This window comes from Kitasatospora sp. NPDC056446, assembly GCF_042796115.1.
Lineage (GTDB): Bacteria > Actinomycetota > Actinomycetes > Streptomycetales > Streptomycetaceae > Kitasatospora.
This window is the reverse complement of sequence record NZ_JBHTRF010000009.1, coordinates 13,123-38,564: the sequence shown is the minus strand read 5'-3', so window position 1 is coordinate 38,564 and position 25,442 is coordinate 13,123. Positions and strand designations below refer to the sequence as shown.

Annotated in this window: 26 protein-coding genes; 9 read left to right on the top strand and 17 right to left on the bottom strand. The window is 72.3% G+C overall.

The annotated features are described in order from the left end of the window. Window positions 1-23: 23 nt before the first annotated feature. The 3 genes from ACFQ6N_RS08500 to ACFQ6N_RS08490 all read right to left on the bottom strand — a co-directional run bounded on the left by ACFQ6N_RS08500 (window position 24) and on the right by ACFQ6N_RS08490 (window position 2,213). Window positions 24-986: a YgfZ/GcvT domain-containing protein gene (locus ACFQ6N_RS08500; RefSeq protein WP_380647979.1), complete on the bottom strand. Its 963-nt coding sequence runs from the start codon at window positions 984-986 to the stop codon at window positions 24-26. A gap of 19 nt (window positions 987-1,005) precedes the next feature. Beyond that, complete coding sequence (locus tag ACFQ6N_RS08495) at window positions 1,006-1,470, bottom strand: Fur family transcriptional regulator (RefSeq protein ID WP_380647802.1); 465 nt, start codon at window positions 1,468-1,470, stop codon at window positions 1,006-1,008. Window positions 1,471-1,610: 140 nt separating this feature from the next. Then, entirely contained in the window at window positions 1,611-2,213 is a 603-nt protein-coding gene (locus tag ACFQ6N_RS08490) for an FABP family protein (protein WP_380647801.1), read from the bottom strand. A 348-nt stretch (window positions 2,214-2,561) separates the two neighbouring features. On the opposite strand from ACFQ6N_RS08490, the gene ACFQ6N_RS08485 reads away from it, so the two are divergent. Then, window positions 2,562-2,924: a DsrE family protein gene (locus tag ACFQ6N_RS08485; protein ID WP_380647800.1), complete on the top strand. Its 363-nt coding sequence runs from the start codon at window positions 2,562-2,564 to the stop codon at window positions 2,922-2,924. A 46-nt stretch (window positions 2,925-2,970) separates the two neighbouring features. Here ACFQ6N_RS08485 and ACFQ6N_RS08480 read toward each other — a convergent pair whose 3' ends face one another. From ACFQ6N_RS08480 to ACFQ6N_RS08450, 7 genes are all read right to left on the bottom strand, one after another. Beyond that, window positions 2,971-3,243: a DUF3099 domain-containing protein gene (locus ACFQ6N_RS08480; RefSeq protein ID WP_380647799.1), complete on the bottom strand. Its 273-nt coding sequence runs from the start codon at window positions 3,241-3,243 to the stop codon at window positions 2,971-2,973. A gap of 74 nt (window positions 3,244-3,317) precedes the next feature. Then, complete coding sequence (locus ACFQ6N_RS08475; RefSeq protein ID WP_030059605.1) at window positions 3,318-3,608, bottom strand: DUF1416 domain-containing protein; 291 nt, start codon at window positions 3,606-3,608, stop codon at window positions 3,318-3,320. A gap of 39 nt (window positions 3,609-3,647) precedes the next feature. Beyond that, on the bottom strand, window positions 3,648-4,484 hold the full coding sequence (locus ACFQ6N_RS08470) for a sulfurtransferase (protein WP_380647798.1): 837 nt from the start codon (window positions 4,482-4,484) through the stop codon (window positions 3,648-3,650). Window positions 4,485-4,718: 234 nt separating this feature from the next. Then, window positions 4,719-4,799: an Ms5788A family Cys-rich leader peptide gene (locus ACFQ6N_RS08465; protein WP_350517234.1), complete on the bottom strand. Its 81-nt coding sequence runs from the start codon at window positions 4,797-4,799 to the stop codon at window positions 4,719-4,721. A gap of 277 nt (window positions 4,800-5,076) precedes the next feature. Then, the gene (locus tag ACFQ6N_RS08460) at window positions 5,077-5,799 is read right to left on the bottom strand and encodes a DUF2993 domain-containing protein (RefSeq protein WP_380647797.1); all 723 of its coding nucleotides are present in this window, start codon (window positions 5,797-5,799) and stop codon (window positions 5,077-5,079) included. A gap of 208 nt (window positions 5,800-6,007) precedes the next feature. Further along, the gene (locus tag ACFQ6N_RS08455; RefSeq protein ID WP_380647795.1) at window positions 6,008-7,486 is read right to left on the bottom strand and encodes a hypothetical protein; all 1,479 of its coding nucleotides are present in this window, start codon (window positions 7,484-7,486) and stop codon (window positions 6,008-6,010) included. Between the two features lie 5 nt (window positions 7,487-7,491). Further along, a complete protein-coding gene (locus tag ACFQ6N_RS08450; protein WP_380647794.1) occupies window positions 7,492-7,785 on the bottom strand; it encodes a MoaD/ThiS family protein in 294 nt (97 codons plus the stop codon). A gap of 682 nt (window positions 7,786-8,467) precedes the next feature. Between ACFQ6N_RS08450 and ACFQ6N_RS08445 the strand changes: the two genes are divergently transcribed. From ACFQ6N_RS08445 to ACFQ6N_RS08425, 5 genes are all read left to right on the top strand, one after another. Continuing rightward, the gene (locus tag ACFQ6N_RS08445) at window positions 8,468-9,199 is read left to right on the top strand and encodes a response regulator transcription factor (protein WP_380647793.1); all 732 of its coding nucleotides are present in this window, start codon (window positions 8,468-8,470) and stop codon (window positions 9,197-9,199) included. A 128-nt stretch (window positions 9,200-9,327) separates the two neighbouring features. Beyond that, window positions 9,328-10,386 (top strand): LacI family DNA-binding transcriptional regulator, encoded by a 1,059-nt coding sequence (locus ACFQ6N_RS08440; RefSeq protein WP_380647792.1) that lies wholly within the window; start codon window positions 9,328-9,330, stop codon window positions 10,384-10,386. A 164-nt stretch (window positions 10,387-10,550) separates the two neighbouring features. Further along, on the top strand, window positions 10,551-11,690 hold the full coding sequence (locus tag ACFQ6N_RS08435; protein ID WP_380647791.1) for a S1C family serine protease: 1,140 nt from the start codon (window positions 10,551-10,553) through the stop codon (window positions 11,688-11,690). A gap of 77 nt (window positions 11,691-11,767) precedes the next feature. Next, a complete protein-coding gene (locus ACFQ6N_RS08430; protein ID WP_380647790.1) occupies window positions 11,768-12,538 on the top strand; it encodes a response regulator transcription factor in 771 nt (256 codons plus the stop codon). Next, the gene (locus ACFQ6N_RS08425; protein WP_380647789.1) at window positions 12,535-14,073 is read left to right on the top strand and encodes an ATP-binding protein; all 1,539 of its coding nucleotides are present in this window, start codon (window positions 12,535-12,537) and stop codon (window positions 14,071-14,073) included. Before ACFQ6N_RS08430 ends, ACFQ6N_RS08425 begins: the two co-directional genes overlap by 4 nt. Window positions 14,074-14,129: 56 nt before the next feature. On the opposite strand, the gene ACFQ6N_RS08420 is transcribed toward ACFQ6N_RS08425, so the two are convergent. The 6 genes from ACFQ6N_RS08420 to ACFQ6N_RS08395 all read right to left on the bottom strand — a co-directional run bounded on the left by ACFQ6N_RS08420 (window position 14,130) and on the right by ACFQ6N_RS08395 (window position 21,699). Next, window positions 14,130-15,929 (bottom strand): bifunctional metallophosphatase/5'-nucleotidase, encoded by a 1,800-nt coding sequence (locus ACFQ6N_RS08420; RefSeq protein ID WP_380647788.1) that lies wholly within the window; start codon window positions 15,927-15,929, stop codon window positions 14,130-14,132. A gap of 183 nt (window positions 15,930-16,112) precedes the next feature. Then, window positions 16,113-17,462, bottom strand: a complete 1,350-nt coding sequence (locus ACFQ6N_RS08415; RefSeq protein WP_380647786.1) for an ATP-binding protein — start codon at window positions 17,460-17,462, stop codon at window positions 16,113-16,115. Window positions 17,463-17,506: 44 nt separating this feature from the next. Then, the gene (locus ACFQ6N_RS08410) at window positions 17,507-19,081 is read right to left on the bottom strand and encodes an SCO6880 family protein (RefSeq protein ID WP_380647785.1); all 1,575 of its coding nucleotides are present in this window, start codon (window positions 19,079-19,081) and stop codon (window positions 17,507-17,509) included. Between the two features lie 7 nt (window positions 19,082-19,088). Further along, window positions 19,089-20,129 carry a hypothetical protein gene (locus ACFQ6N_RS08405; protein WP_380647784.1) on the bottom strand — a complete coding sequence of 347 codons (1,041 nt, stop codon included), beginning with the start codon at window positions 20,127-20,129 and terminating at the stop codon, window positions 19,089-19,091. Window positions 20,130-20,349: 220 nt separating this feature from the next. Beyond that, the gene (locus ACFQ6N_RS08400) at window positions 20,350-21,180 is read right to left on the bottom strand and encodes a hypothetical protein (protein ID WP_380647783.1); all 831 of its coding nucleotides are present in this window, start codon (window positions 21,178-21,180) and stop codon (window positions 20,350-20,352) included. Window positions 21,181-21,348: 168 nt separating this feature from the next. Next, complete coding sequence (locus ACFQ6N_RS08395) at window positions 21,349-21,699, bottom strand: hypothetical protein (protein WP_380647782.1); 351 nt, start codon at window positions 21,697-21,699, stop codon at window positions 21,349-21,351. Between the two features lie 323 nt (window positions 21,700-22,022). On the opposite strand from ACFQ6N_RS08395, the gene ACFQ6N_RS08390 reads away from it, so the two are divergent. Further along, on the top strand, window positions 22,023-23,126 hold the full coding sequence (locus ACFQ6N_RS08390; RefSeq protein WP_380647978.1) for an NlpC/P60 family protein: 1,104 nt from the start codon (window positions 22,023-22,025) through the stop codon (window positions 23,124-23,126). Between the two features lie 193 nt (window positions 23,127-23,319). Further along, window positions 23,320-24,054, top strand: coding sequence for a phosphatase PAP2 family protein (locus ACFQ6N_RS08385; protein WP_380647781.1), 735 nt, complete (start codon window positions 23,320-23,322; stop codon window positions 24,052-24,054). A gap of 82 nt (window positions 24,055-24,136) precedes the next feature. Here the strand turns inward: ACFQ6N_RS08385 and ACFQ6N_RS08380 are convergent, their stop codons facing one another. Next, window positions 24,137-24,328 (bottom strand): hypothetical protein, encoded by a 192-nt coding sequence (locus ACFQ6N_RS08380; RefSeq protein WP_380647780.1) that lies wholly within the window; start codon window positions 24,326-24,328, stop codon window positions 24,137-24,139. A 163-nt stretch (window positions 24,329-24,491) separates the two neighbouring features. Between ACFQ6N_RS08380 and ACFQ6N_RS08375 the strand changes: the two genes are divergently transcribed. Beyond that, window positions 24,492-25,391, top strand: coding sequence for a hypothetical protein (locus ACFQ6N_RS08375; RefSeq protein WP_380647779.1), 900 nt, complete (start codon window positions 24,492-24,494; stop codon window positions 25,389-25,391). Window positions 25,392-25,442 lie beyond the last annotated feature (51 nt).

Sequence of the window (25,442 nt, the reverse complement as noted above, 5' to 3'; positions counted from 1 at the left end):
CCGCAGGGGCCTGCCGCGGGGGCCTACTGCGGGACGATCACGTCCTGGGTGCCCGGCACCGTCCCGGCCAGCAGCACCGCGTCCACCGGGACGTTCCGCTTGACGATCGCCAGCGCGATCGGCCCCAGCTCGTGGTGCCGCGCCGAGGAGGTCACGAAGCCCAGCGCCCGCCCGTCGGGGTCGGAGGCCAGCCGCACCTCGGTGCCGTGCGGGGGCAGCGTCTCCTCGGTGCCGTCGAGGTGCAGGAAGACCAGTCGGCGCGGCGGGCGGCCGAGGTTGTGCACCCGGGCGACGGTCTCCTGGCCGCGGTAGCAGCCCTTCTGCAGGTGGACGGCGGTGCGCAGCCAGTCCACCTCGTGCGGGATGGTCCGGTGGTCGGTCTCGAAGCCGAGCCGGGGCCGGTGGCCCTCGATCCGCAGCGCCTCGTACGCCCAGACCCCGGCCGCCGGGCCGTACCCCGCGGTCAGCTTCTCCAGGTCGGCGCGCGGCACGAACAGGTCGCGGCCGTACGGGAGTTCGCGGACGGCGGCGGCGCCCTCGACGGAGCCGGTGGAGCCGGCCGGCAGGTGGACCACGGCGTACTCGGCGGTCGCGTCGGCGACCTCCACCCGGTAGTAGAACTTCATGCTCTCCAGGTAGGCGACCAGCGCCTCCTGGGTGCCCGGCTCGACGTGCGCCCAGGTGGTGGTGCCGTCGTCCACCAGGGAGAGCGCGTGCTCGACGTGCCCGTTCGCGGAGAGCACCAGCGCCTCGGTGGCCTGCTGCGGGGGCAGGTCGCTGACGTGCTGGGTGATCAGCAGGTGCAGCCAGGCGAGGCGGTCCGCGCCGGTGACGGTGACCACCCCGCGGTGCGAGAGGTCGACGAAGCCGGTGCCCCGCGCCAGGTCGCGTTGCTCGCGGAAGATGTCGCCGTAGTGGGCGGCGACGCCTTCGTCGGCCCCCTCGGCGGGGACGGCTCCGGGCAGGGCAAGCAGCGGGCTCTTCACACCGGTCATACCGGCCAGCTTACGGCCGGTCCCCGGCGAGCTTGGCGGTGCAGTCGGCGCAGCGGCCGAAGATGGCGAAATGCTTGAGGTCGGTGTCGAAGCCGTGCTGGGCGCGCAGGCTGTCGATCAGCGGCTGGGCGATCTCGGTCCCGGTCTCGGTGACCTTCTCGCAGTCCCGGCAGACCAGGTGCAGGTGGTGGTGGCGGCCGGCCAGGTGGTAGGTCGGGGCGCCGTGGCCGAGGTGGGCGTGCGAGACCAGGCCGAGCTCCTCCAGCAGCTCCAGCGTCCGGTAGACGGTGGAGATGTTGATGCCGCTGGCGGTCCGCCGGACATGGCAGAGGATGTCGTCGGGGGTGGCGTGGTCGAGGGCGTCGACGGCCTCCAGCACGAGCTGGCGCTGGGGAGTGAGTCGGTAGCCGCGTTCACGCAGGTCCGTCTTCCAGTCGCCGGAGAGCTGCCAGTCGGTGGTGCCGGTGTCCGCCACGGTGCTGTCCCTGCCAAAGTCGGGGGTCCTGATGCCAGTGTAGGGACCGGCCGGGGGCCGGTCCCTACCTCGTGCACGATCCGTTGCCGCCCCGCCGGCCGCGCCGACGCGAAGGTGCCTGCTCGACGGACCCGGGGTGCCTACTTGAAGAAGGCGATGCCGTCGTCCGGCAGGTCGTTGATGTCCTTGATCAGCTGCGCCGGGCTGAGCACCTTCTTCAGCTGCGCGGACATGTACGGGCGCAGCGCGACGTTCGGGGCGGCCTTCTCGCCGACCCAGAGCAGCTCGCCGTTGACGAAGCCGTACAGCCGCTTGCCGCCCGAGTACTCCGGCGAGCCCTCGATCCGGGCCACCGCGTCGGTGGAGACGTCGACCTGCGGCTTGCCGTCGGCCAGCTCGCCGTACCAGATCTCGACCGTGCCGTCGTCACGGACCGAGGAGATCTCGATCCCCCGGACGCCGCTGGTGCCGTCGTGGTTGCTGGTGATGCGCCAGAAGGCGTGCTCGTTCTCCAGCGGGCGGATCTTCTCGCCCTCGTCGTCCAGCACCCAGGTCCGGGAGCGGAACTCCAGGAAGGGGCGGCCGTCGTGGCGGATCACGATCTCCTGGCCGAAGTTGCACTTCTCCGCTCCGGCGGCTTCCTCACCCGGCAGCGGGGCGTAGACGCCCGCACCCTCCCAGGTGCCGAGGAGGAAGGCGAGCGGCACGACGTCCTTGTGGAGGTCGGAGGGGATCTCGATCATGTTCCTGGTCGCTGTCGTCGTCGGTGCGGGGATGCCTCAACCGTACGGCAGGCTCAGCGCTGGCCCTGGTACAGCTTCATCACCGAGAAGATGGCGAACCAGGTGATCAGCACGGCCATGAGGGCCAGCAGACCGTCGAAGAAGATTTCCATACCGGACACGGGGGGCTCCCAGGCGGCGACAGTGTGGTGGATTTTGCTGCGCTCACTCTATCCGCCGGGTTCCGGCCGGTCGCGGTGAGCCCCACCACCTCGCCGTCCGCGCCGTCGTCACCACGCCCCTCAAGCTTTGCCCAAGGGTTCCGGGGATGACGGACGGCGGGGGTGACGGGACCTCTATGGTGGCGCCATGGCGAAGAAACTGGTCATCAAGGTCACCGCAGGGGCGGACGCGCCGGAGCGGTGCTCGCAGGCGTTCACGGTGGCGGCGGTGGCCGTCGCCAGCGGGATCGAGGTCTCGCTCTGGCTGACCGGGGAGTCCTCCTGGTTCGCGCTGCCGGGCCGGGCGGCGGAGTTCGAACTGCCGCACGCGGCGCCGCTGCCGGACCTGCTGGAGTCGATCCTGGCGGTCGGCTCGGTGACGCTGTGCACCCAGTGCGCGGCGCGGCGCGGGATCGAGCAGAAGGACACCGTCGAGGGTGTCCGGATCGCGGGCGCCCAGGTCTTCGTCAGCGAGATCATGGCGGACGGCGTGCAGGCCCTCGTGTACTGACGTCCGACCGCGCCGGCGTCCCCCGTGCGCGGGGGCCCGCCGACGGCTACGGCCGCTGCTCGTGGTCGGGGTGGTCCCGGTCGTGGCCGGGCTCGTCCCACTTCGGGTCCTCCCACCGCGGGTCGTCCCACCAGTCGTCGTCCGGGTCCCGCTTGTTGGCGAACACCGCGGCGGCCGGCGGGATGACCATGGCGACCACGCACATGCCGATCGCCGCGCCGACCGAGAAGAACCGCACGACTCCCCAGGCCAGGACGAACAGGCCCAGGCACACGCCCATCATGGCGAAGTAGTAGCGACGCCGCCGCCTTCCCTGCACCCCTCCACGGTACGACCGAGGGCCCCTGCGCGGCAGGGGCCCTCGGGTGTCGTCCGTCCTCCGGTCGCGACCGGTCAGACCGCGATCGCGACCTCGACGGCGGTGCCCTGGGAGGCCACCACCTGGCGGTCCACGGTCTGGCCCGGCACCAGCGCGCGCAGGGTCCACTTGCCCGGGCGGGCGAAGAACCGGAACTGGCCGGTCGCCGAGGTGGGCACCTCGGCCGTGAATTCGCCGCCCTCGTCCAGCAGCCGCACGTAGCCGTTGACCGGCTCACCGTCGCGGGTCACAGAACCCTGGATGATCGTCTCGTTCGCCACGTCAACTCCTGCCAGGTCCGGCCCGCCGGCCTTCGCACCGCACATGTCCGTACTTCCCTTCTGACTTACGGTCCGAGCCGGGGCTCAGTTGCTGCCGAGCTCGATCGGCACGCCGACCAGGCTGCCGTACTCGGTCCACGAACCGTCGTAGTTCTTGACGTTCTCCTGGCCGAGCAGCTCGTGCAGCACGAACCAGGTGAGCGCGGAGCGCTCGCCGATGCGGCAGTAGGCGATGGTGTCCGTCGCCAGGTCGACGCCCTCGGCCTCGTACAGCGCCTTGAGCTCCTCGTCGCTCTTGAAGGTGCCGTCGTCGTTGGCGTTCTTGGCCCACGGGATGTTGCGGGCGCTCGGCACGTGGCCGGGGCGCTGCGACTGCTCCTGCGGGAGGTGGGCCGGGGCGAGCAGCTTGCCGGAGAACTCGTCGGGCGAGCGGACGTCGACCAGGTTGAGCGTGCCGATGGCGGCCAGCACGTCGTCGCGGAAGGCGCGGATCGACGAGTCGACGGCCTGCGCCGTGTACTCGGTGGCCGGGCGGGCCGGCACTTCGGCGACCAGGTCGCGGGAGTCCAGCTCCCACTTCTTGCGGCCGCCGTCCAGCAGGCGGACATCACCGTGGCCGTACAGCTTGAAGTACCAGTAGGCGTACGAGGCGAACCAGTTGTTGTTGCCGCCGTAGAGGACGACGGTGTCGTCGTTGGCGATGCCCTTGGCGCTGAGCAGCGCCTCGAAGCCCGCCTGGTCGATGAAGTCGCGGCGGACCGGGTCCTGGAGGTCGGTCTTCCAGTCGATCCGGACGGCGTTGCGGATGTGGTTCTTGTCGTACGCGGAAGTGTCCTCGTCGACCTCGACGATGACGACCTTCGGGTCGTCCAGGCGGGCCTGGACCCAGTCGGCGTCGACCAGGACGTCGCTGCGGCTCATGGTGGTGTTCTCCATCCGAGGGCGGTTTGCGGAAGGTGCTGCTCAGGAGGTGCTGCAGGGGCTCCCGGGCGGGGTACGGTCCGAATCCCTGTCCGAATGATGGGACGGGACGGGAGGGCCGGTACGACCGGGGAGGGGACTGCGGAGTACATCGGCTGCGGCCCGCGGGTACGACCGGGCGCGGTCACCGGAAAGCTCGGCGGCGGGCGTCAACTACCCAGCCGGAACGCCGAGTCAGCGCATTCGACACAGACAGGCGGCCACGCGGCACAGGTCTACCGCCCGCCGCTTCGTGAGGTCCGTCTGTCGCTTCATGCCGACGATGCTAGGGACACCGGAGGCCCGCTGTCATCAGCGTATCGAATACCGAGACCGAAACGGTCGCATGGTGGGATTTGGCCCCCATTCGGCCCGCCTGGCCCCGGCCGATCCTCCCCCGGCGGCGCACAGGAGGCGCAAACGGCACCGCTCCGCGGCCCGCGCTGGAACAGCGCGTCTCGCGGAGCGGAACGATTCGGCGGAGCGGATTCGGCGGAGCGGAACGATTCGGCGGAGCGGCGGCGGACCCGGGCGGCGGGCCGTGCGGCCGGGCTCAGCCCAGGAGCTTGACGTCCTTGCCCTCGAAGGTCAGCTGGAGCCCCTCCGGCAGCGGCGTCACACCGTCCTTGACGGCCAGCTTCAGCCCGGCCGGCAGCGTGTCGAGGGTGAAGCCCATCGGCTCGATCTGCTGGTCGGTCATCCCGGCGATCATCCCGGCCAGGGAGCTCAGCCGGAAGCCGTCCACCGTGACGGTGTTCCCGTCGTTGTGCACGGTGCCCTCACCGATCGCGACCGGCCCGAGCGAGGCCTTCACCTTGCCCGGCCCGCCGTACGACAGGCTCAGCCGCGAGCCGCTGCCCACCGGCAGCTTGGTCCCGTGCAGCAGCTGGGAGGCCGGCGGCAGCAGCTGCGCGAGGTCCGGGTACGAGATCACCCCGCTGCCGGTGCCGTGCGCCACGGTGGCGCTGTTCATGCTGTCGCTCACCTCCACCCCGGCGAGCTTGGCCTTGAACGAGTGCAGCGCCACCTGCCGGCTGCCGTCGCCGACGGTCAGGCCGTCGGAGGAGACCCGGACGTCGTCCAGCTTCATCGACAGCACCTGGGTGAGGAACGGGAAGCCCTCGATCGAGACGTCCGGCCGCTGGCCCATCCGGCCGCTCTTCACCATCCGGTCGGCGGCCTCGTCCTCGGCCACCCCGACCGCGATCCGGTCGGCGCCCAGCAGCAGGCCCGAGAGCACCACCAGGCCGATCGTGGCCTTCAGCCATCCGCGCATCGTGTCCCCCGTCGTCGCCGGTCGCCGTAGTCGGTCGCTGTCGTCGCTCGTTGTCCGGTCACTGTCGTCGCTCGCGGTGCCGCGCCGCGCCGTGCCGTGCCGTGGCGGCCGGCGGACGCGGCCGCTCCCGCCCGTACGACGTCCCGCCCCGGAGCATGGTTCCGGAGCGGGACGCCGACGGGAAGAGGGGACCCCGGCCCGGGGAAGGTCAGGCCAACAGGTCGGTGGCGATCCAGATCAGCGGCGCGGCCACCGCCAGCGGCAGCGCCACGCCCGCCGTCATATGCACGAACCGGGACGGGAAGTCGTACGCCGCGACCCGGCGGCCGACCAGCGCGCCCAGCCCGGCCAGCGCACCCAGCGCCACCGGCGCACCCACCAGCAGACCCAGCGCCACGGCCGCGACCAGGCCCAGGACCGGGCCCAACTGCTTCGGCCCGGGCAGCGGCGCCGCGGCCAGCACGGTGGCCAGCGCGACCGCGCCCACCCCGGCCGGCACCCAGTCCGCCACCAGCAGCGCCGTACACATCGCCGTCACCACGGTGGCCGAGCCCAGCACCGTCAGCGCGTAGAACCGCTCCTTCGGATCCGACGGACGGAACGTCTGCAGCACCAGGACCAGCAGGAAGAACCCGCCCATGGTGCCCACCACGGCCGCCATGCCGCCGTCGGAGTCCGCGAGCAGCACCGCCACGTCCGCGGTCAGCCCGGACAGCGCCGCCAGCAGGATGCCCTGACGGGCCGGCCACATGCCGTTCAGCCGGAACCAGCCGGCCGCCGTCAGCAACTGCAGCAACGCGACCACCAGGGCCAGCGCCACCTGCCCGAGCGCGGCACCGCCGGCCAGCAGCGCGGCCGCACCGGCCGTGATCAGGGCCGGCTGGAGACCCGGGTCGATGATCGGCGAACCGGTCCGGCCGCGCGGGCCGGCGGACGGTCCGGACCCCGGCGCGGCCGGGGCCGGCTGCGCCGGGAAGGCCGAGAACGGCGCCGCACCGGGGACGCCCGGGCCCGGGCTCCCCGGACCGGGGGCGGCCGGGGCGGCCGGGGCGGCCGGACGCTTGAGCGTCATGGTCGGCGGGTCGAAGGCGTCCGCCGCCTGGTGCGAGGCGGCGGGCTGCGGCGCCGGGGCCGCGTGCCGGGCCCGCGGCCGGGACGGCTGCGGCTGCTGTGGCTGTTGTTGTTGCTGCTGCTGCGCCGACGGCTGCCGGTGAGCCTGGGGCTGCTGCTGCGCCGACGGCTGCTGGTGGGCCTGGGGCTGCTGCTGAGCCCGGAACGGAGCCGGGTTCTGAGCCGGGGCCTGCCCGGGGTACCGCGGCGGCGCGACCGGCATCGCCCCGGACACCACCACCGGCGGCAGCAGCGTGGTGGCCTCGGCATCGTCCATCGGCGGCACGGGCGGCAGCAGGGTGGTCGCCGTCGCGTCGTCGAACGCCGGGACCACCGGCAGCACCGCGGTCGCCGACGCGTCGTCCACCGGGTAGCCGTACGGCGGCTGCTGCTGCGGGTACGCCTGGCCGTGCTGCGGGTGCTGCGGGTGCCCCTGCGCGGCCTGTGGCCGGTACGGCTGCTGCTGCGGGTGCTGGGGCGGGTACGGCTGCTGGGGCGGGTACGGCTGCTGCGGCTGCCGGGGCTGCTGCGGCCACTCGCCGTAGCCGCCGTGGTTGGGGTCGTCCATGTCCGTCACGCCGCTCAGCCTCCCGCGAACGGCGGGAGGACCTCGACCGTCCCGCCCTCGGTCAGGGCGACGGCCGCGTGGTCGCGGGCGCCCACCTGGGAACCGTCGACCAGGTACGAGCAGTGCCCGAGCAACCGGACGAGCTTCGGCCGGTCGGCGTGCCGCTGCTTGGCCGCCGTCAGCGCCTCCGCCAGGGTCGCCGCCTCGTACGGCTCCTCGGCCAGCCCGGCCTCGGACTTCGCCGCCGCCCAGTAGCGGATCGTCCCGCGCACCCGGGCGCCGCTGGCGGGCTCGGTGGTCGCGCCCATCGGGCCACCCCTTCTCGTCGTCCTCGCCCGGCCCCGGTGACCCGGTCCGGCTCGCCACCGGACGGCCGCCCGACCACCCGAACGATGGACCCGCGCGACGCCGCCGATGTGCGTCCCATGATGGCGTGTCCGCCGCCACGACCGGCAATCGCCCTGGCCCGGCGGGTGTGGAGCGGCGCTCGAAGCTGTGTCCAGGCTCACCCGGCGTACGCCCGAAAAGGGCGAACCGCCGGATTCGAACACTCCCGGCGGGGGAGGAGGTCGGCTATCCTCGACCACCAAGAGGGATCCGGGCAGAGTCGCCCCCGGGTCCTTTTGTGCTTTCAGGACGCCAGTACGGACGTTCTTGCGATTCGTCGGCCCACCCCCGGCGGACCGCGGGAACCGCCCCGTCGGACGCGGCACAACGACGTGCCACGGCCGGCCGGGACGTCGCCACCGGCGCCGGGCCGCCGCCCGGCACCGGACCAGACCGGAGGTTCGCGGTGATGAGCGGGGCAGAAACGGTGCGCCAGGGGTTGCGGGACCCCCGGCGGGTACGCCGTCGCGCCCTGCTCGCCGTCCGCTCCCTCGGTACTCCCCGGGCGCCCGTCCTCCCCTCCTCACCCTCAGCACGTGCGCCATCCGGCTGTGGCGGCAGCCGTAACGCGACCGCGACGACCCGGAAAGGGGACCACCGGGTATGAGTTCTCTCCTCCTCCTCACCAATGCCCTGCAACCCTCGGCCGAGGTGCTGCCCGCCCTCGGCCTGCTGCTCCACAACGTCCGGGTGGCCCCCGCCGAGGGCTCGGCCCTGGTGGACACCCCCAGTGCGGACGTCATCCTGGTCGACGGCCGGCGCGACCTGCCGCAGATCCGCAGCCTCTGCCAGCTGCTGCGCTCCACCGGCATCGGCTGTCCGCTGATCCTGGTGGTCACCGAGGGCGGCCTGACGGCCGTCACCGCCGAGTGGGGCATCGACGACGTCCTGCTGGAGACTGCGGGCCCGGCCGAGGTCGAGGCCCGGCTGCGGCTGGCGCTCGGCCGCCTCCAGCTCGACACCGACGACAGCCCGACGGAGATCCGCAACGGCGACCTCTCGGTCGACGAGGCCACCTACTCCGCGAAGCTCAAGGGCCGGGCGCTCGACCTCACCTTCAAGGAGTTCGAGCTGCTCAAGTACCTCGCCCAGCACCCCGGACGGGTCTTCACCCGGGCGCAGCTGCTGCAGGAGGTCTGGGGCTACGACTACTTCGGCGGCACCCGGACGGTGGACGTGCACGTCCGGCGGCTGCGCGCCAAGCTCGGCGTGGAGAACGAGCAGCTGATCGGCACCGTCCGCAACGTCGGCTACCGCTTCGTCGTCCCGGAGAAGCCGGACAAGGGCGAGCGCCCGGAGCCGGCCCATCGCCCCGCCACCACCCTGGACGCCTGACCCGCGGGCCGGGCGGGCCCGTCCCCCGCCCGGCATGTCCGGTTCGTCCGGGAGCGGCCCGCCGACCACCTGCGGGACGGCCCCAGCACCCACTGCCGCCCCGGAGACCACACGCGTAGACTCCCCCCGTGGCCAAAGTGACGCGCGACGATGTAGCCCGACTGGCTGGTACCTCGACCGCGGTCGTCAGCTACGTCATCAACAACGGGCCGCGCCCGGTCGCGCCCGCGACCCGGGAGAAGGTCCTCGCGGCGATCGAGCAGCTCGGCTACCGGCCGAACAGCGTCGCCCAGGCGATGGCCTCCCGCCGGACCAACCTGATCGGCATGGTCGTCCCGGACGCCCGCCAGCCCTTCTTCGCCGAGATGGCGCACGCCGTGGAACGCGCCGCCTCCGAGCGCGGCAAGCTCGTGCTGATCGGCAACTCCGACTACGTGGACGACCGCGAGGTCCACTACGTCCGCGCCTTCCTGGGCATGCGCGTCTCCGGCCTGATCCTGGTCAGCCAGGGCCCCTCGCAGCGCGCCGCCGAGGAGTTCGCCGCGATGGAGGGCGCCAAGGTGGTGCTGCTGCACCGCCGCCCCGAGGCGATCGACGACGTCGCGGTGGTCACCGACGACGTGGGCGGCGCCGAGGCCGTCGTCCGCCACCTGCTGGAGGTGCACGGGCACCCGTACGTGGCCTGCTTCGGCGGTCCGGTCGAGTCCCCCGCCCCCGGCGACCCGGTCATCGACCACGTCGAGGGCTGGCAGCGCGCCATGGACGCGCACGGCGTCCCCACCGAGCCGCACCTGATCGACGCACCGTTCCACCGCTACGGCGCCTACGAGGTCGCGCTCGGCGTGCTGCGCTCGCCGGACCGGCCGCGGGCGATCTTCTGCTCCACCGACGACCAGGCCATCGGCGTGCTGCGGGCCGCCCGCGAGGTCGGCCTGCGCGTCCCCGAGGACCTCGCGGTGGCCGGCTTCGACGACGTGCCGGAGGCCGCGCTGGCCGACCCGCCGCTGACCACCGTCGCCTCCGACCGCGACGCGATGGCCCGGGCCGCCGTGGACCTGGTGCTGGACGACTCGCTGATGGTGCCCGGATCGGACACCGAACGGGTCCGCAAGTTCCCGTCCCGCCTGGTCATCCGCCGTTCCTGCGGCTGCGACGGGGCCGCCCCCGGCCGCAGCGGCGCGGAGTAGCCGGCCCGGCTGTCGCAGCGGGCCGCGGACCGGACCGGGGCCGGAATCACCGATTCCGGTCCGCAGGGTGCCTGACCAGGCTTTATGAGAACCCAACGGGCTTCTCTCCCCCTTCTGAGCCGGTTCTCATCCCGTCCTCATCCGCCGGGCGGAGCTTGGTCGGCATGAGCGAAGAGCAGCAGCGCCCCAGCGAGCAGTACGGCCCGTACGAGCCCCGGATCATCGAGGGCACCGTCCTCGGCGCCGGCACCCCGGCCGGCAGCGACCCGTACGGCCACGCCTACCGCGAGGACCACTCCGACGGCGGCTTCGACGGGCCGCCGCCTCCCCCGCCCATGCCGCCCGAGCCGCCCACCGCCCTCGGCCACGGCTCCCCCGAGGGCCCCGACGGCCCCCGCCGCCGGGCCCGCCGCGGCCTGCTGCGCGGCCGGCTCGCCCTGGTCACCGCCGTCGCCGCGGTCGCCGCCGTCCTCGGCGGGGTCACCGGCGGAGTGATCGCCGCCGACCGGCAGTCCGCCGACACCCGGGTCGGCACCGTCGCCAGCCCCGTCTCCGCCCGCAGCGACGGCAGCGCCGACGTGCCGGCCATCGCCGCCGCCGTCTCGCCCAGCGTCGTCCAGATCACCGTCAAGAACGGCAACGGCACCGCCACCGGCACCGGCGTGGTCCTGGACAAGGACGGCCGGATCCTCACCAACTACCACGTGATCGCGACCGCGGCCGATGGCGGCCGGATCACCGTCACCTTCAAGGACGGCTCCACCGCCCAGGCCACCGTCACCGGCACCGACAAGTCCCTCGACGTCGCCGTGATCACCGCCACCGGCGCCAAGAGCCTCACCCCCGCCGCCCTCGGCGACTCCGCCACCGTGGCCGTCGGCGACCCGGTCGTCGCCATCGGCAACCCCGACGGCCTCACCGGGACCGTCACCTCCGGCATCATCAGCGCCGAGAACCGCGACGTCACCGTCCAGCTCGACGAGGGCACCACCAGCGGCAACGGCGGCTTCGGCTTCCCCAGCCTGCCCGGCCTGCGCGGCGCCCAGCCGCAGGCGAACAACGGCACCACCACCACCTACAAGGCCTTCCAGACCGACGCCGCCCTCAACCCCGGCAACTCCGGCGGCCCGCTGATCAACGCCAACGGCCAGGTCATCGGCATCAACTCGGCGATGTACGCCCCGAGCGGCACCAGCTCCACCGCCGGCGGCGGCACGGCAGGCAGCGTCGGCCTCGGCTTCGCCATCCCGATCGACAGCATCAAGCAGGTCCTGCCGAAACTCGAAGCCGGCCAGAACCTGTAAGACACCGTCCACAGGACGGACAATTGCTCCCAGTACTCCCAGCAGGCCCTCCACCCGACGAGAAAGGGCAGCCGCCCATGACCCCGTCCGCCGACGACCGCACCTCCGCCGAGCCCGGCCACCCCGCCGCCCGGCTCCTCGTGGTCGACGACGAACCCGCCCTCCGGGACGCCCTGGAGAGCAGCCTCGCCTTCGAGGGCTACGAGGTCGCCACCGCCACCGACGGCTACGAGGCACTCGAATCCGTCGAACGCGACCGGCCCGACCTCGTCCTGCTGGACATCATGATGCCCCGGATGGACGGCCTCACCGCCGTCCGCCGGATGCGCTCGCGCGGCGACACCGTCCCGGTGCTGATGCTCACCGCCCGCGACGCCGTCGGCGACCGGGTCACCGGCCTCGACGTCGGCGCCGACGACTACCTCGCCAAGCCCTTCGAACTCGACGAACTCCTCGCCCGCGTCCGCGCCCTGCTGCGCCGCAACGCCCTCGCCGCCGAGGCCGCCGCCCGCGCCGCCGTCGAGGACGAGAGCGAGGTGCTCGCCTTCGCCGACCTGCGGATGAACACCGCCACCCGCGAGGTCACCCGCGCCGGGAAGCCGATCGAACTGACCCGCACCGAGTTCATGCTGCTGGAGATGTTCCTCTCCCACCCCCGCCAGGTCCTCACCCGCGAGCAGATCCTCAAGGCGGTCTGGGGCTTCGACTTCGAGCCCTCCTCCAACTCCCTGGACGTGTACGTGATGTACCTGCGCCGCAAGACCGAGCAGGGCGGCATGCCCCGCCTGATCCAGACCGTGCGCGGCGTCGGCTACGCCCTCCGCCCGGCCGCCGGCACCGGCGCGTGAACGAGCAGGGCGAACACACCGCCACCAAGGGCACCGTTCCGCCCCCGCCCCTGATCCCGCCCCGCACCCCCGGCCGCCGCCAGCGCCTCGTCCACTGGCTGCGCTCGCGCTCCCTGCGCAGCCGCCTCACCATCCTGAGCGCGGCGGCGGTGGCGGTCGCCATCGCGCTGTCCGCGCTGGCGTGCTGGTTCATCGCCCGGGAACGCATGTACGGCATCGTCCGCAGTGACCTCCAGAGCGTGAGCGTCCCCCTCCGCCTGCCCAATCCCCCCGACTGCGCCGCGAGCCCGCAGGCCGCCCTCAGGAACGTCCAGAGCAATCCCCGCCAGCCCCCGGTCGGCGGCTCGGCTCCTCGTGACACCCAGTACGTCCTGCTCAGCCCGACCGGTAGCACCCTGGTCTGCCTGCCTCCGAGCGCCACCAAGGCCATCCTCACCCAGAGCGACGACAGCAAGGCGCTGCAACTGAGGCCCGGGCAGTCGATCATCCGGGACGGCCACTACACCAACGGCACCCCGGCCATGGTCCGCGTGACCGCCGTCGGCTCGGAGGTATCCGGGTATCCGGCGGCCCTGGTGATGGTGGCCGGATCCACCCAGGCCGTCGAGGAGTCCCTCCAGGGCCTGGCCATCCTGCTCGGCTCCGTCTCCGTCGGCGGCATCCTGCTGGCCGCCGTGGCCGGCCGGCTGGTCGCCCGCTCATCCTTGAAGCCGGTCGACCAGCTCACCGACGCCGTCGAGCACATCGCCAGGACCGAGGAGGTCGGCACCACCATCCCGGTCCAGGGGCACGACGAGATCGCCCGTCTCTCCACCTCGTTCAACTCCATGAGCACCGCCCTCGCCAACTCCCGCGAGCGGCAGACCCGGCTGATCGCCGACGCGGGCCACGAACTCCGGACGCCGCTCACCTCCCTGCGCACCAACGTCGACCTGCTGATCCGCAGCAACGACACCGGGCGCCCGCTCCCCCCGGCCACCAAGACCAAGCTGCTGGGCAACATGAAGGCCCAGATGCAGGAGCTCACCGTCCTGATCGGCGACCTGCTCCAGCTCTCCCGCCCCGACACCCCCAAGGCCGGCCCGAACCTCACCGTCGTCGCCCTGCACGAGATCGCCGGACGGGCCGTCGAACGGGCGAAGCTGCGCGGCCCGGGGCTGGTCTTCGCGACGGACACCGAGCCCTGGTACGTCCACGGCGACGCGGCCGGGCTGGAACGGGCGGTGATCAACCTGCTGGACAACGCGGTCAAGTACAGCCCGCCCGGCGGCACCATTGCCGTCCGGCTCCGGCAGGGCGTGCTGACCGTCCGCGACCACGGCCCCGGCATCCCGGCCGACGAACTCCCGTACGTCTTCGACCGGTTCTGGCGTTCGCCGTCCTCGCGGCAGTTGCCCGGCTCAGGCCTGGGGCTGTCGATCGTCGCCCAGAGCGTCCGGGACGCGGGCGGCGAGGTCACCCTCGGCCCGGCCGCGGACGGCGGTCCGGGCGCACTGGCCACCGTCCGGCTGCCCGGCGGCCCCGCCCCGGAATGACGGAAGGGCGGGTGGGGCGCCCCGACAGCGCCCCACCCGCCCTGGAACCGGCACGGTCAGTCGATGTCGCTGCCCGGGCCGATGACCTTGATCCGGTCCTGCGCCGGGGCCTTCAGCGGCGAGGCCGCCGAGCTGTGGGCGCCCAGGTAGGCCGCGAAGACGTCCAGGTCGGAGGCGCCGACGAGCTTGTCGGTGCCGGCCGCGAAGGCCGGGAAGCCGTCGCCGCCGCCGGCCAGGAACTCGTTGGCCGCGACCCGGTACTTGGCGGCCGGGTCGATCGGAGCGCCGTTCAGCCGGATCGAGTCGACGACCACCCGGTCCGCGCCGGTCTTGCGCATGTCCAGGGTGTAGCGCAGGCCCGAGGACGCCTGGAGGATCTTCGGCGCGGCCGTGTTGGAGCCGCTGACCTGCTGCTGGAGCAGCTGCACCAGCTGGGCGCCGGTCAGCGTCTTGACCTGCATCATGTTGGTGAACGGCTGGACGGTGAACGCCTCGCCGTAGGTCACCACGCCGTCGCCCTCACTGCCCGAGGCCTTGTAGACCAGGTCGGAGCGGATGCCGCCGGGGTTCATGAAGGCGATCTGCGCCCCGCCCTTGCCGGCCGGGGCGAGCCCCTCCACCTGCGCGTCGGCGATCAGGTCGCCGAGCGGCTTCTCCAGGTCGCTGTTGCCGCGGCCGTTGATGTCCGAGGCGATCCAGCCGATCGGACGGTTGGCGATCGGGGCGGCGAGCTTGGAGTAGTGGTCCACCAGCGCGGTCATGTCCGGCGCCTTCTCGACCGTGCGGCGCACCACGTGGTTCTCGGCCTTCACCGTGGGACGCACGATCTCACCGGTGGTCTTGTCCAGCTTCATGTCGATCTGGGTGAAGAGCCGGCCGAAGGAGGCGGCACTGGTCACCGAGCGCGGCACGCCGTTGGGGTCGGGGATGCTGCAGGCGTAGGCGTTGTGGGTGTGGCCGGTGACGATGGCGCCGACCGCCGGGTCGATCTTCTTCGCGATGTCGACGATCGGGCCGGAGATGCCCTGGCCGGCCGCGCCGCAGTCGTAGTTGTAGACGCTGCTGGCCGGGTAGCCGCCCTCGTGGATCAGCGCGACGATCGAGTTGACGCCCTTGGCCTTGAGCTCGGCGGCGTACTTGTTGATCGTGGTGACCTCGTTGGCGAACTTCAGGCCCTTGACGCCCTCGGCGGTCACGATGTTCGGCGTGCCCTCCAGCGTGACGCCGATGAAGCCGACCTTCACGCCCTGCGACTTGGTCACCCAGTACGGGGCCAGCAGCGGCTTGCCGGTCTTCTCGTCGGTGACGTTCGCCGACAGGTAGTTGAAGTTGGCGCCCTTGAAGGTGCGGCCGGGCTCGTAGCAGCCGTCCGTCGGGTGGCAGCCGCCCTCCTGCATGCGCAGCAGCTCCTGCGCGCCCTCGTCGAACTCGTGGTTGCCCACCGAAGTGACGTCGAGTCCGAGCTTGTCCATCGCCTCGATGGTCGGCTCGTCGTGGAACAGCGCCGAGGTCAGCGGGCTGGCGCCGATGATGTCGCCGGCCGCGACGGTGATCGAGTCGTCGGCCGGGATCCGCGCCTTGCGCAGCTCGGTGGCCAGGTACTCGATGCCGCCGGCCGGGGTGGAGACCTCCTTGCCGGTGGCCGGGTCGATCTCCTTGACCGTGCCGGACGAGCCGGCCGGGGGCTCCAGGTTGCCGTGGAAGTCGTTGATCGCCAGCAGCTGGAGGTTGACGGTCTTGTGGCGCTTGGCGTCGGCGGCGGCGGCCTGGGCGGCCGTCGGCACGACCACCGTGCCGAGCAGACCTGCGGCAGCGGCGACGGCGAGCGCCGTCCGTCGGGATCTGACGGTGAGCATGAGGGGTCCCCTGCACATCGGAGGAGCACCGGGCTGTGGACAGCGGCGGCGTTCGGGCATGTGTTGCGCCTGTGAAGCCTAGAGTCAACGCGCGTAGCTGTCAGGACGTGGAACGTAACGAGAGGATTACCTACGGACGAACCGTCACCGTCCGCCGGGTGCGGAGGCCGTGCGGGACCGCCCTCAGACCCCCGGCTCGGCCGCCAAGTGCCGCTCCGCCCGCACCCGTTCCGCCACCGCGTCCTCGGTCATCGCACGGTCGGTGTACACCAGCGGCCGCTCGGCGTCGGTGATGATGTGCTTGACCACCTGGACGTTGCCGTTGACGTCCCAGACCGCGATGCCGGGCGACAGCGTGGGGATGATCTCCACCGCCCAGCGCGGCAGGCCCAGCACCCGGCCGGTGGCCCGCGCCTCCTCGGCCTTCTGCATGTAGATCGTCCGGGTCGAGGCCATCTTCAGGATCGCCGACGCCTCCCTGGCCGCCGCGCCGTCCACCACGTCCGACAGGTGGTGCACCACCGCGACGAAGGAGAGGCCCAGCCGGCGCCCGAACTTCAGCAGCCGCTGGAACAGCTGCGCCACGAACGGGCTGTTGATGATGTGCCAGGCCTCCTCGACCAGGAAGATGCGCTTCTTCCGGTCCGGCCGGATCCAGGTGTGCTCCAGCCACACCCCGACGATCGCCATCAGGATCGGCATCGCGATCGAGTTGCGGTCGATGTGCGAGAGGTCGAAGACGATCAGCGGCGCGTCCAGGTCGATGCCGTCGGTGGTCGACCCGTCGAACATCCCGCGCAGGTCGCCGTCGACCAGCCGGTCCAGCACCAGCGCGACGTCCAGGCCCCAGGACTGCACGTCGTCCACCGCCACGCCCAACGACTCCACCGAGGACAGGTCGGGGCTGCGCAGGGTGTCGATGATGTCGTCCAGCACCGGCTGGCGGTCCGTCACCGAGGCCACCACGTGCGCGTGCGCGGCCTTCAGCGCGAACCCCGCCCGCTCCTCCAGCCCGCGCCCCATCGCCACCTCGACGATGGTGCGCAGCAACGACAGCTGACCGGTCTGGGTGATCGCCGGGTCCAGCGGATTGAGCTTCACCCCGCCGTCCCGGGCCGCCATCGGATCCAGCCGGACCGGCTTTATGCCCAGCGCGTTCGCGATCAGGTTCCACTCGCCGACGCCGTCCTCGCCCTGCGCGTCGAGCACCACGACCTGGCGGTCCCGGAACCTCAACTGCCGCAGCACGTACGTCTTCTCCAGCGCCGACTTGCCGTTGCCGGACTCGCCGAGGACCAGCCAGTGCGGCGCCGGCAGCTGCTGCCCGTACAGCTGGAAGGGGTCGTACACGTACCCCTTGCCGCTGTACACCTCTCGGCCGATGATCACGCCCGAGTCGCCCAGCCCCGGCGCGGCCGTGGGCAGGTAGACCGCCTGCGCCTGGCCGGTGGAGGTGCGCACCGGCAGGCGGGTGGTCTCCACCTTGCCGAACATCAGGCTGGTGAAGGCCTCGGTGAGGTTGCCGATCGCCATGTACGGCCTCCCGACGGGTCAGCGGTGGACGGGGACGGACGTTCTCAGCGGCGGATGCCGGTGGCGAACGGAAGGGTGTTGACGAAGGCGCGGTGGTGCTCGCGGTCGCACCACTCCAGCTTGAGGTAGCTCTTGCCCGCCGAGGCCCGGATGGTCCGCTTGTCGCGGGCCAGCGCGTCGGGATTGCGCGAGGAGACCGTGATGTAGCCGACCAGGTTCACCCCGGCCGCGCCGGAGGCCAGGTCGTCACCGCGCTGGTCCACCCGGCCGGTGTGCGCCAGGTCCCGCGGGTCGACCGTCCGGTTCATCTTGGCGGCGCGACTGGCCTCCGCCTCGTCGTTGGTCTTCTCGGTCAGCATCCGCTCGATCGCGACATCGGTCGGCTCCAGGTCCATCGTCACCGCGACCGTCCGGATCACGTCCGGGGTGTGCACCAGCAGCGGCGCAAGGAAGTTGACGCCCACCGGGGTGAGCGGCCACTCCTTGATCCACGCGGTGGCGTGGCACCACGGCTCCCGGGTCGCCGACTCCCGCGTCTTCGCCTGGAGGTACTGCGCCTGCGTCGCGTCCAGCTCCGCCGGCCAGGCGTTGCGCCGCGACATCGCCTGGATGTGGTCGATCGGGTGGTCCGGGTCGTACATCGAGTGCAGCAGCGAGGACAGCCGGGCCTGGCCCAGCGGCTGGCGCACCCGGATGTCCGCCTCGGCCAGCCGGGCACAGATGTCGGTCAGCTCGCGCGCCATCACGGCCGCCAGCCCCTCGTCGTCCCGGGCCCGCCGGTCGGTCGCCGTCCGGCCCATCGCGTGCGCCTCGGCGGCCAGGTCACGGGTGTAGTGCATACAGGCCACCAGGTACGCCCGGTGCTGCTCCGAGGACGTCGACACCATCGACTGCAGCTGGTCGTACGAATCCTTCAGCCAGCGCGGCGCGGACGTGTCGCCACGGCGCTCCACGTCCTTGGCGTGCGCGTCCGGGTCGGCCGGCAGGGTCCGGGCGAGGATCTGCAACCGGGTCACGAAACCGTCCCCGTTGGCGACGTGCTTCAGCAGCGTCCCGAACCGGTCGACCAGCGTCTCCTGGTCCTCCGAGTCGCGCAGCCCGACACCCGGGCCCTCGATCTCGATCGCGGCCGTCACCGTCCGCCGCTCCAGGTGCATCAGCACCCCGACCTCGTCCGGCCCGAACGGCGCCGTCAGCCAGCGCAACCGGCCCACCCCGGGCGGCGGACCGACCTCCACCTCCCGGCCGTCCAACCGGGTGCCGGCGTCCATCACGTCCGAGCGCCACACCGCCCGCCCGCTGCGCACCGTCCGGCGGTAGGTGCGGTTGATCTCCACCCACCTGTAGAACGTCCGCTTGCGGTACGGCACGTACACCGCCGCGATCGCGAGCACCGGCAGACCCAGCAGACCGCCGATCCGCAGCGGCAGGACCGGCATCAGCAGGCCCCAGAGCATCCCGAGGAACGCCCCGAAGATGATCAGGATGATCTCGCCGGACTCCCGGTTCCGGCCGATCGGCGCGTTCGGGCGGGCCTTGCCGATCAGGTAGGTGCGGCGCTGGTGCACGTACGGCTGGGCGTACTGGGCACCGTACTGGCCGAGCGGTTCACTGCTCACTTACCCGTCACCCTCCCTTCGCTGGATTGCTTTCGCGGACCGGGACCGCGCCCTGCGGCGGCCCGGCCTGTGCCGGCGGCGCCGGCGTCCGGCCGGCGTGGGCGGCGATGCCCGGCGCGACCGAGCCGCCGCCCGCACCACCACCGCCACCGCCCGCCTGCGCACCGCGCTCGCCGTGCGTGGTGATGCCCTGCTTCATCAGGTTCGCCGTGCCGTTGATCATCGCCGAGCCCGCCTGCACGGCATTGGCCCGGGCATGGCGCATGTTCAGGATCTCGTCGCCGAAGCCCGGCACGAAACGGTAGATCGAGGCACTCGCGAAGATCGACAGGAACAGGATCGCCAACCCCGACAGCACCCGGGCGAAGTCGTCACTCGCCCCCGCCCCGGTCGCCACCGCGCCCGCCAGGCCCAGGATGACCACGATGATCGGCTTCGCCAGGTCCACCGCCAGCATCACCCCCGCCCACCGGCGCACGTGCTTCCACAACTGCTTGTCGACCAGCCCCGCGTACACCGCCGTACCCAGCAGCGCGCCCACGTACAGCATCGCCGCCCGGATCAGCAGCTCGATCCACAGCACCGCCGCCGCCAGCACCGCGACCAGCGACACCAGCACCAGGATCAACGGCCCGCCGCCGACGTTCCCCTTCTCCAGGGTGTCCGCGAACCCGCCCAGATACGACCCGGTGTCCGTCTTCGTCCCGACCGCGATCGCCTTGGTCAGCCCGTCCGTCACGCTCACCACGGTGTACAGGATCAACGGCGTGAACGCGGACGCCACCACCGTCAGCCACAGGAAACCGATCGCCTCCGAGAACGCCGTCGTCAACGGCGCCCCCCGCACCGCCCGCTTCGTCACCGCCAGCAGCCACAGCACCAGCGTGATCACCGTCGACACGGCGAACACCACGGCGTACTGCTGCAGGAACGACGCATTGGTGAAGTCCACCTGCGTCGTCCCGTCGATCGCCCCCGACAGGTTCCGCACCACCCACGCCGCCGCCTGCGCACAGCTCTTCGCCAACGACCCGAGCGGATCGGTCACATTCCCGACGGTTCCGCCGCCTGGAATCGACCCTCCAGGCTTGGACGCGCAGTAGACGTCGCTGCCAGGCAGTGGCAGGACATCGCAGTTGTTGGTGGCCGAAGGGCTTGGACTCGGCTCCGCGAAGGCCCGGGATGCCATGCCGACAGCCGCAACCTGCACAAGGACGAGGGTCGTGACGACCCGGCCGAATCGAGGAAGCCGTTTCCCGACCGCACCGTCAACGCGCATAGCGGAACCCTCCGAACTGCTCTGCTGTTCCGGCGATCTCATCCGCTGTGGCGGCCTGCTGGTCTCCCGGCATCGGTGCCGGACCCGACTTGCGGGTAAAGTCGCTGAGCTTCCAGTCGCTGCCCGTCCAGTGCAGCGAGAGCGTGAGGGTGAACCAGTTCGTGGTCACCGGCTGGACGGAGCGCTCGCCGGCGAGGCCGGTGAGGCCGGTGCACCACACCTCGACCTTGGCGTCGCTGTCGTTGTAGCCCGTCGACCTGGTGCCGACCGGGACGGTCCGGCTGACGAAGGTGAGGCCCTTGGGGGCGCGCCCCTGGGCGTCGAGGCCGTAGCGGGTGGCGGTGTCGCCGCCGAAGCCCTGGTCCAGGCGGCTCTGCAGGGCCGGGGCCGCGCCCGGGTCGGCGATGGTGGCGACGATGGTGTGGCGGCTGTCGGTGCGGAACATGTCCGCGGAGCCGATGGCGACCGCGTAGTTGGTGGCCGCGGACTGGGCGCCCTGGTCGCTGTGCGGGAAGCCGGTGGCGATGCCGTTGGCGGTGGTGCCGACGGGCTGGTCGCCGCTGGGGGCGGGGCCGGCCCCGGGGGGTGCGCTGGGGGCGGCGCGGTCGGCGGAGCCGCCGCCGCTGCCGCTACTGCTGCTGCCGGCGGCGGGCTTGCCACGGTTGGCGATGGCGATGGCGACCACGAGCAGGGTGACGACCACGAGGACGGTCAGCAGGGTGCGCAGCGGCTTGGACTGACGGAGGCTCGGCGGCGGGGAGGGCTGTTCGCCGACCGGCAGCCGCGTGCGGGTGTGCGGCTGGTCGTCGGACAACGGCACGGCGGCCCTCCTGGTGCGGGGAGCCGGGGGCGGCTCCGGGGGCCCTCCACCCGGGGGCGGGCGCGAACGGAGGGTGGGAACGGGGGTGAACTCCTGGCGGGCCGGCTGCCGGAGGGGGTCCGGGCGGGGACCGGGCCTCGGACGGACCGGACTACTGCTGTCCGATCGTCAGATCGCCATGCCGTAGACAATGGTGAACAGAGTGCCGAGTGATCCGATGATGAACACGCCGGTCAGTCCGGCGACGATCAGTCCCTTGCCCTGTTCGGCTCCGAAGCTGTCCCGCATGGCGGTCGCACCGATCCGCTGTTTGGCCGCACCCCAGACGGCGAGGCCGAGGCAGAGGAGGATGGCGACGGCCATGATGACCTCGACCATCACCCGGGCCTCCGACCCGAGGGTCGCGAACGGGCCCCAGTCGGGGGCGATCCCGCCGATGATGGTGTCGATATTCGGCTTCTTGGGTGGGTCCTCGGCCAGGTGGCCGACCGCATAGGTGTGCACGCTGCTCAGGTTCATTTCCATCTCACCGCCCGATCAGGCAAATTCAAGGGCCCGGACCCCGCCCGCGCGAAGGGTCGGTGCCTATTCTTGGCCAGATCTGATGTCGACTTGGCTACTTCTCGCGGATTGGTCGTGAGGCATCGGACACGTACGCGAGGATGTCCACCGTACGAAGGATAGCGCTCACTCCTTGTATCTCTGATGATTGCGGTGAGCAACGCCTTCCGGGACACTTCGACTGACGAATCGTCGGGATGGTGCTGATGGTACTCCGGAAGGCCGCTACGGCCGCCGTCGCTGCGGGAGTTGTCGGGTTCGGCCTCATCGGGCTGGTGACGATGGGGACTTATGCGGCGAGTGGGACGCCGCAGCAGTCGGCGAATCGTTCCGCCCTGTCGCCCGGAACGGTCCCCGCGGCCTACCAGGAGGCGATCCAGAAGTGGGGCGCGCTGTGTCCGGAGATCTCTCCGCCGATGCTCGCGGCGCAGCTCTACCAGGAAAGCGGTTTCGATCCCAAGGCGCGCTCCGGGGTCGGGGCCCAGGGAATGGCGCAGTTCATGCCGGGGACGTGGGCGACGTACGGGACGGACGCGAACGGGGACGGCCGGAAGGACGTCTGGGACCCGTACGACGCGATCGCCTCGGCGGCGGTCTACGACTGCGCGCTCGCCAAGGACGTGTCGAAGGTCCCGGGCGATCCGCAGGCGAACATGCTGGCCGCCTACAACGCCGGCCCGTACGCGGTGACGAGCAACCGGGGCATCCCGCCGTACAAGGAGACCCAGGGGTACGTGCGGAGCATCCAGGCGATGGCCCGGAGCTTCACCGCGCCGACGGCGCCGCTGGAGGTGTCCGCGCAGTCGGCGGCGGCGATCTACTTCGCGCAGACCAAGCTGGGCACCCCGTACCTGTGGGGCGGCGAGGGCCTGCCCTCGCAGAACGGGCGGTTCGACTGCTCGGGCCTGACCCAGGCGGCGTACGCCAGCGTGGGCATCACCCTGCCCCGGGTGGCCAACGACCAGTGGTACGCGGGGCCGCACCCGTCGCGTGATCAGTTGCGGCCGGGCGACCTGGTGTTCTGGGCGACGGACCTGGGCGATCCGCGGAGCATCCACCACGTGGGGATCTACGTCGGCGGCGGTTACATGATCAACGCGCCGCACACCGGCGCGGTGATCCGCTACGACAAGATCGACAGCAGGGAGTACATCGGCGCGACCCGGGTCACCTCGGACGGCGCCCAGGCGCTGCCGACCCGGAACAACGACGGGTCCGTCAACGCCCCGAGCCGGCCCGGCTCGACGGCGCCGACGAGCCCCGCCGGACCCCAGGGAGGTGCCCAGGGCGGCGCCCAGGCCAACGCCGCGGCGGCACCCGCCCGCAGCGCGGTGGCGGCCCCTCCCGCGCCGACCGGGCCGACCCCCACGGGGGCGGGCCGTTAGGCAGGGGCAGGTCCCGGGCGCCCGGGACCTGTGTGCGCCCTGTGGACGCTGAGTCAAGTTTCCATAACTGCGCGTTTCCGTGGAACGCTGTCCCCCGGAAATGACGTTTCTTCCGGTGGCCCCTCGTCACCATCCCGCACCGGGCGGGCCCGGCCGGAACGACCAGGAGCTGCGGAGCAGAAGGAGGTGCGGCGTGTCGACGCCGCTTGCCGACACGACCAACCCCGACCTCGGTCTGCTCTACGCCGTCAACGGCCTGGCCAAGCGCTCCCCGCAGTGGCTGGACCACCTGGTCTCGTGGATCGGCGAGTACGGCATCCTGATCGGCCTGGGGATGCTGGGCCTGGTGGCCTGGCTCCAGGCGAGACGCCGCCCGGACGCGCCGGTGGCGGTCGCCGGGCTGCTCTGGGTCCCGCTCTCGGTCGCCATCGCCGAACTGGCCAACCTGCCGATCGCCGCGATCGTGAACCGCCCGCGCCCGTTCGTCGACCATCCCGGGCTGCTGGTGCTGGTGGACGGCAAGGCCGGCACGCACTCCTTCGTCAGCGACCACTCGACCATGACGATGGGCGTCGCGGTGGCGCTGTTCCTGGTGAACCGCAGGCTCGGCTGGATCGCGGGCGGCCTCGCCCTGCTCCAGGGCTTCTGCCGAATGTTCATGGGCGTCCACTACCCCACCGACGTGATCGGCGGCTTCGCGCTCGCCGTCGCGGTGGTGCTGCTGCTGGCGCCGATCGCGATGGCGGTGCTGGTGCCGTTCTGCCACGCGCTGGGCCGGACGGCCGTCGCCCCGCTGATCCGGGCACCGGAGCGCGGCGGCGCGGCCCGCGGCGGGGCCGGGCCGCGGGAGCGCCGGCGGGGACGCGGACGGGGGCGCGGCGCGGTGCGCACCGAGGAGCAGCCGCCGGAGTCCGACCTCGCGGCCTGATCCGGCCGCACCCGCACCGGAACCGTCCCCTGCCTCCTGCCGCCGTCCCCGGCCCTTGTTCGGAAACGGGGCGCCGAGGCCGTCAGTCCGGCTCGGTGCCGCTCTCGGCGAGGTGGTCGGCCCCCTCGCGGCGGGCCAGGTCACGGGAGCGGCGGGCCGGCGCGTACCAGCCGCAGCTGCAGCTGGCGAAGGCGAATGAGCCGCGCTCGCTGATCGAGAGGCGGTGCTCGGGCATCCGGGTGGTGCCGGGCGGGGCCGGCAGCTCACTGTGCACGTGGTTCACCGTAACCCGCCGGGGGCACGCCGCGCGACGCCTTCCGGAGCACCGGCACCCGTAACCCCTCGTGCCCCAACTCGTTTGCCTGGCAAGAGCTCTGCCCACCCGGTGGTGTCCCGGCAGGGCAGTCGGGCCCGAGGGGGTTGGCGCAAGGATGAAGATGACCGACCAGCAGCGCACCGGGCGGCCAGCGCGCCGTCCGGCTCCGCACCTGCGCTCGGCGGCCGGGGCCGCCCTGCTCGCCGCCGCCCTGGCGGCGGGGGCGGCCGGCTGCTCCGGCGGCTCCGGCGGGGGCTCCTCCGACCAGCAGTCGAACGCTCCCGACCAGCTCGCCGCGGACCCGCTGACGGCGGTGCGCAACGCCGCCGACATCACCGGCCGCACCGGTTCGGCGCACACCGCCACCGAGCTGGTCACCGAGTCCGCCGAGAAGAAGGCCTCGTTCAGTGGCACGGGCGGCTACGACTACGTGAAGCGGATCGGCCGGCTGGAGGTCCAGGTGCCGCCGGGCGCGGCGACCACCGGGAAGATCGTCGAGGTGGTCCTGCCGGGCACCGTCTACCTGCAGAACAGCGGTGCCAAGGTGCCCGAGGGCAAGTGGGTGAAGCTGGACGTGCGCCAGCTGCCGGACGGCAACCTGGTCAGCAGCGGCGCCACCGACCCGGCCTCGTCGGCGGGGGCGCTGCGCGGGGCGCAGAAGGCGGAGGCGGTCGGCACCGAGACCGTCGACGGGGTCTCGCTGCACCACTACCGGGGCACCCTGGACCTGGCGAAGGCGGCCGACGCGACCGGCGGCCGGGGCGGGGACGGCCTGCGGATGGGCGCCCAGACGTTCACCGTCAAGGACGTCCCGTACGACGCCTGGCTGGACGACCAGGGCCGGCTGCGGAAGGTGGTCGAGGTGTTCACCTTCGCCGGGGTGGCCGGTTCGAAGGAGGCCAAGGACCAGGTGAAGGTGACCTCGACGACCGCGCTGTCGGACTTCGGGAAGCCGGTCGAGGCGGCCGAGCCGTCGGCCTCGGACATCTACCAGATGAAGCCCACGGAGAGCCCCAAGTAGGCCCTTGCGGCAGTGCTCCGGCGCCGGGGCGAAACGGGGCGCCGCCGTAGC

Excerpts from the sequence above, each read along its gene's own strand:
- ACFQ6N_RS08470 (WP_380647798.1), bottom strand. The coding sequence starts at position 4,484 with ATGAGCCGCAGCGACGTCCTGGTCGACGCCGACTGGGTCCAGGCCCGC.
- ACFQ6N_RS08475 (WP_030059605.1), bottom strand. The coding sequence starts at position 3,608 with ATGTGCGGTGCGAAGGCCGGCGGGCCGGACCTGGCAGGAGTTGACGTG.
- ACFQ6N_RS08450 (WP_380647794.1), bottom strand. The coding sequence starts at position 7,785 with ATGGGCGCGACCACCGAGCCCGCCAGCGGCGCCCGGGTGCGCGGGACG.
- ACFQ6N_RS08420 (WP_380647788.1), bottom strand. The coding sequence starts at position 15,929 with ATGCTCACCGTCAGATCCCGACGGACGGCGCTCGCCGTCGCCGCTGCC.
- ACFQ6N_RS08490 (WP_380647801.1), bottom strand. The coding sequence starts at position 2,213 with ATGATCGAGATCCCCTCCGACCTCCACAAGGACGTCGTGCCGCTCGCC.
- ACFQ6N_RS08460 (WP_380647797.1), bottom strand. The coding sequence starts at position 5,799 with ATGCGCGGATGGCTGAAGGCCACGATCGGCCTGGTGGTGCTCTCGGGC.
- ACFQ6N_RS08485 (WP_380647800.1), top strand. The coding sequence starts at position 2,562 with ATGGCGAAGAAACTGGTCATCAAGGTCACCGCAGGGGCGGACGCGCCG.
- ACFQ6N_RS08390 (WP_380647978.1), top strand. The coding sequence starts at position 22,023 with ATGGGGACTTATGCGGCGAGTGGGACGCCGCAGCAGTCGGCGAATCGT.
- ACFQ6N_RS08445 (WP_380647793.1), top strand. The coding sequence starts at position 8,468 with ATGAGTTCTCTCCTCCTCCTCACCAATGCCCTGCAACCCTCGGCCGAG.
- ACFQ6N_RS08375 (WP_380647779.1), top strand. The coding sequence starts at position 24,492 with ATGACCGACCAGCAGCGCACCGGGCGGCCAGCGCGCCGTCCGGCTCCG.
- ACFQ6N_RS08465 (WP_350517234.1), bottom strand. The coding sequence starts at position 4,799 with ATGAAGCGACAGACGGACCTCACGAAGCGGCGGGCGGTAGACCTGTGC.
- ACFQ6N_RS08430 (WP_380647790.1), top strand. The coding sequence starts at position 11,768 with ATGACCCCGTCCGCCGACGACCGCACCTCCGCCGAGCCCGGCCACCCC.
- ACFQ6N_RS08435 (WP_380647791.1), top strand. The coding sequence starts at position 10,551 with ATGAGCGAAGAGCAGCAGCGCCCCAGCGAGCAGTACGGCCCGTACGAG.
- ACFQ6N_RS08395 (WP_380647782.1), bottom strand. The coding sequence starts at position 21,699 with ATGAACCTGAGCAGCGTGCACACCTATGCGGTCGGCCACCTGGCCGAG.
- ACFQ6N_RS08415 (WP_380647786.1), bottom strand. The coding sequence starts at position 17,462 with ATGGCGATCGGCAACCTCACCGAGGCCTTCACCAGCCTGATGTTCGGC.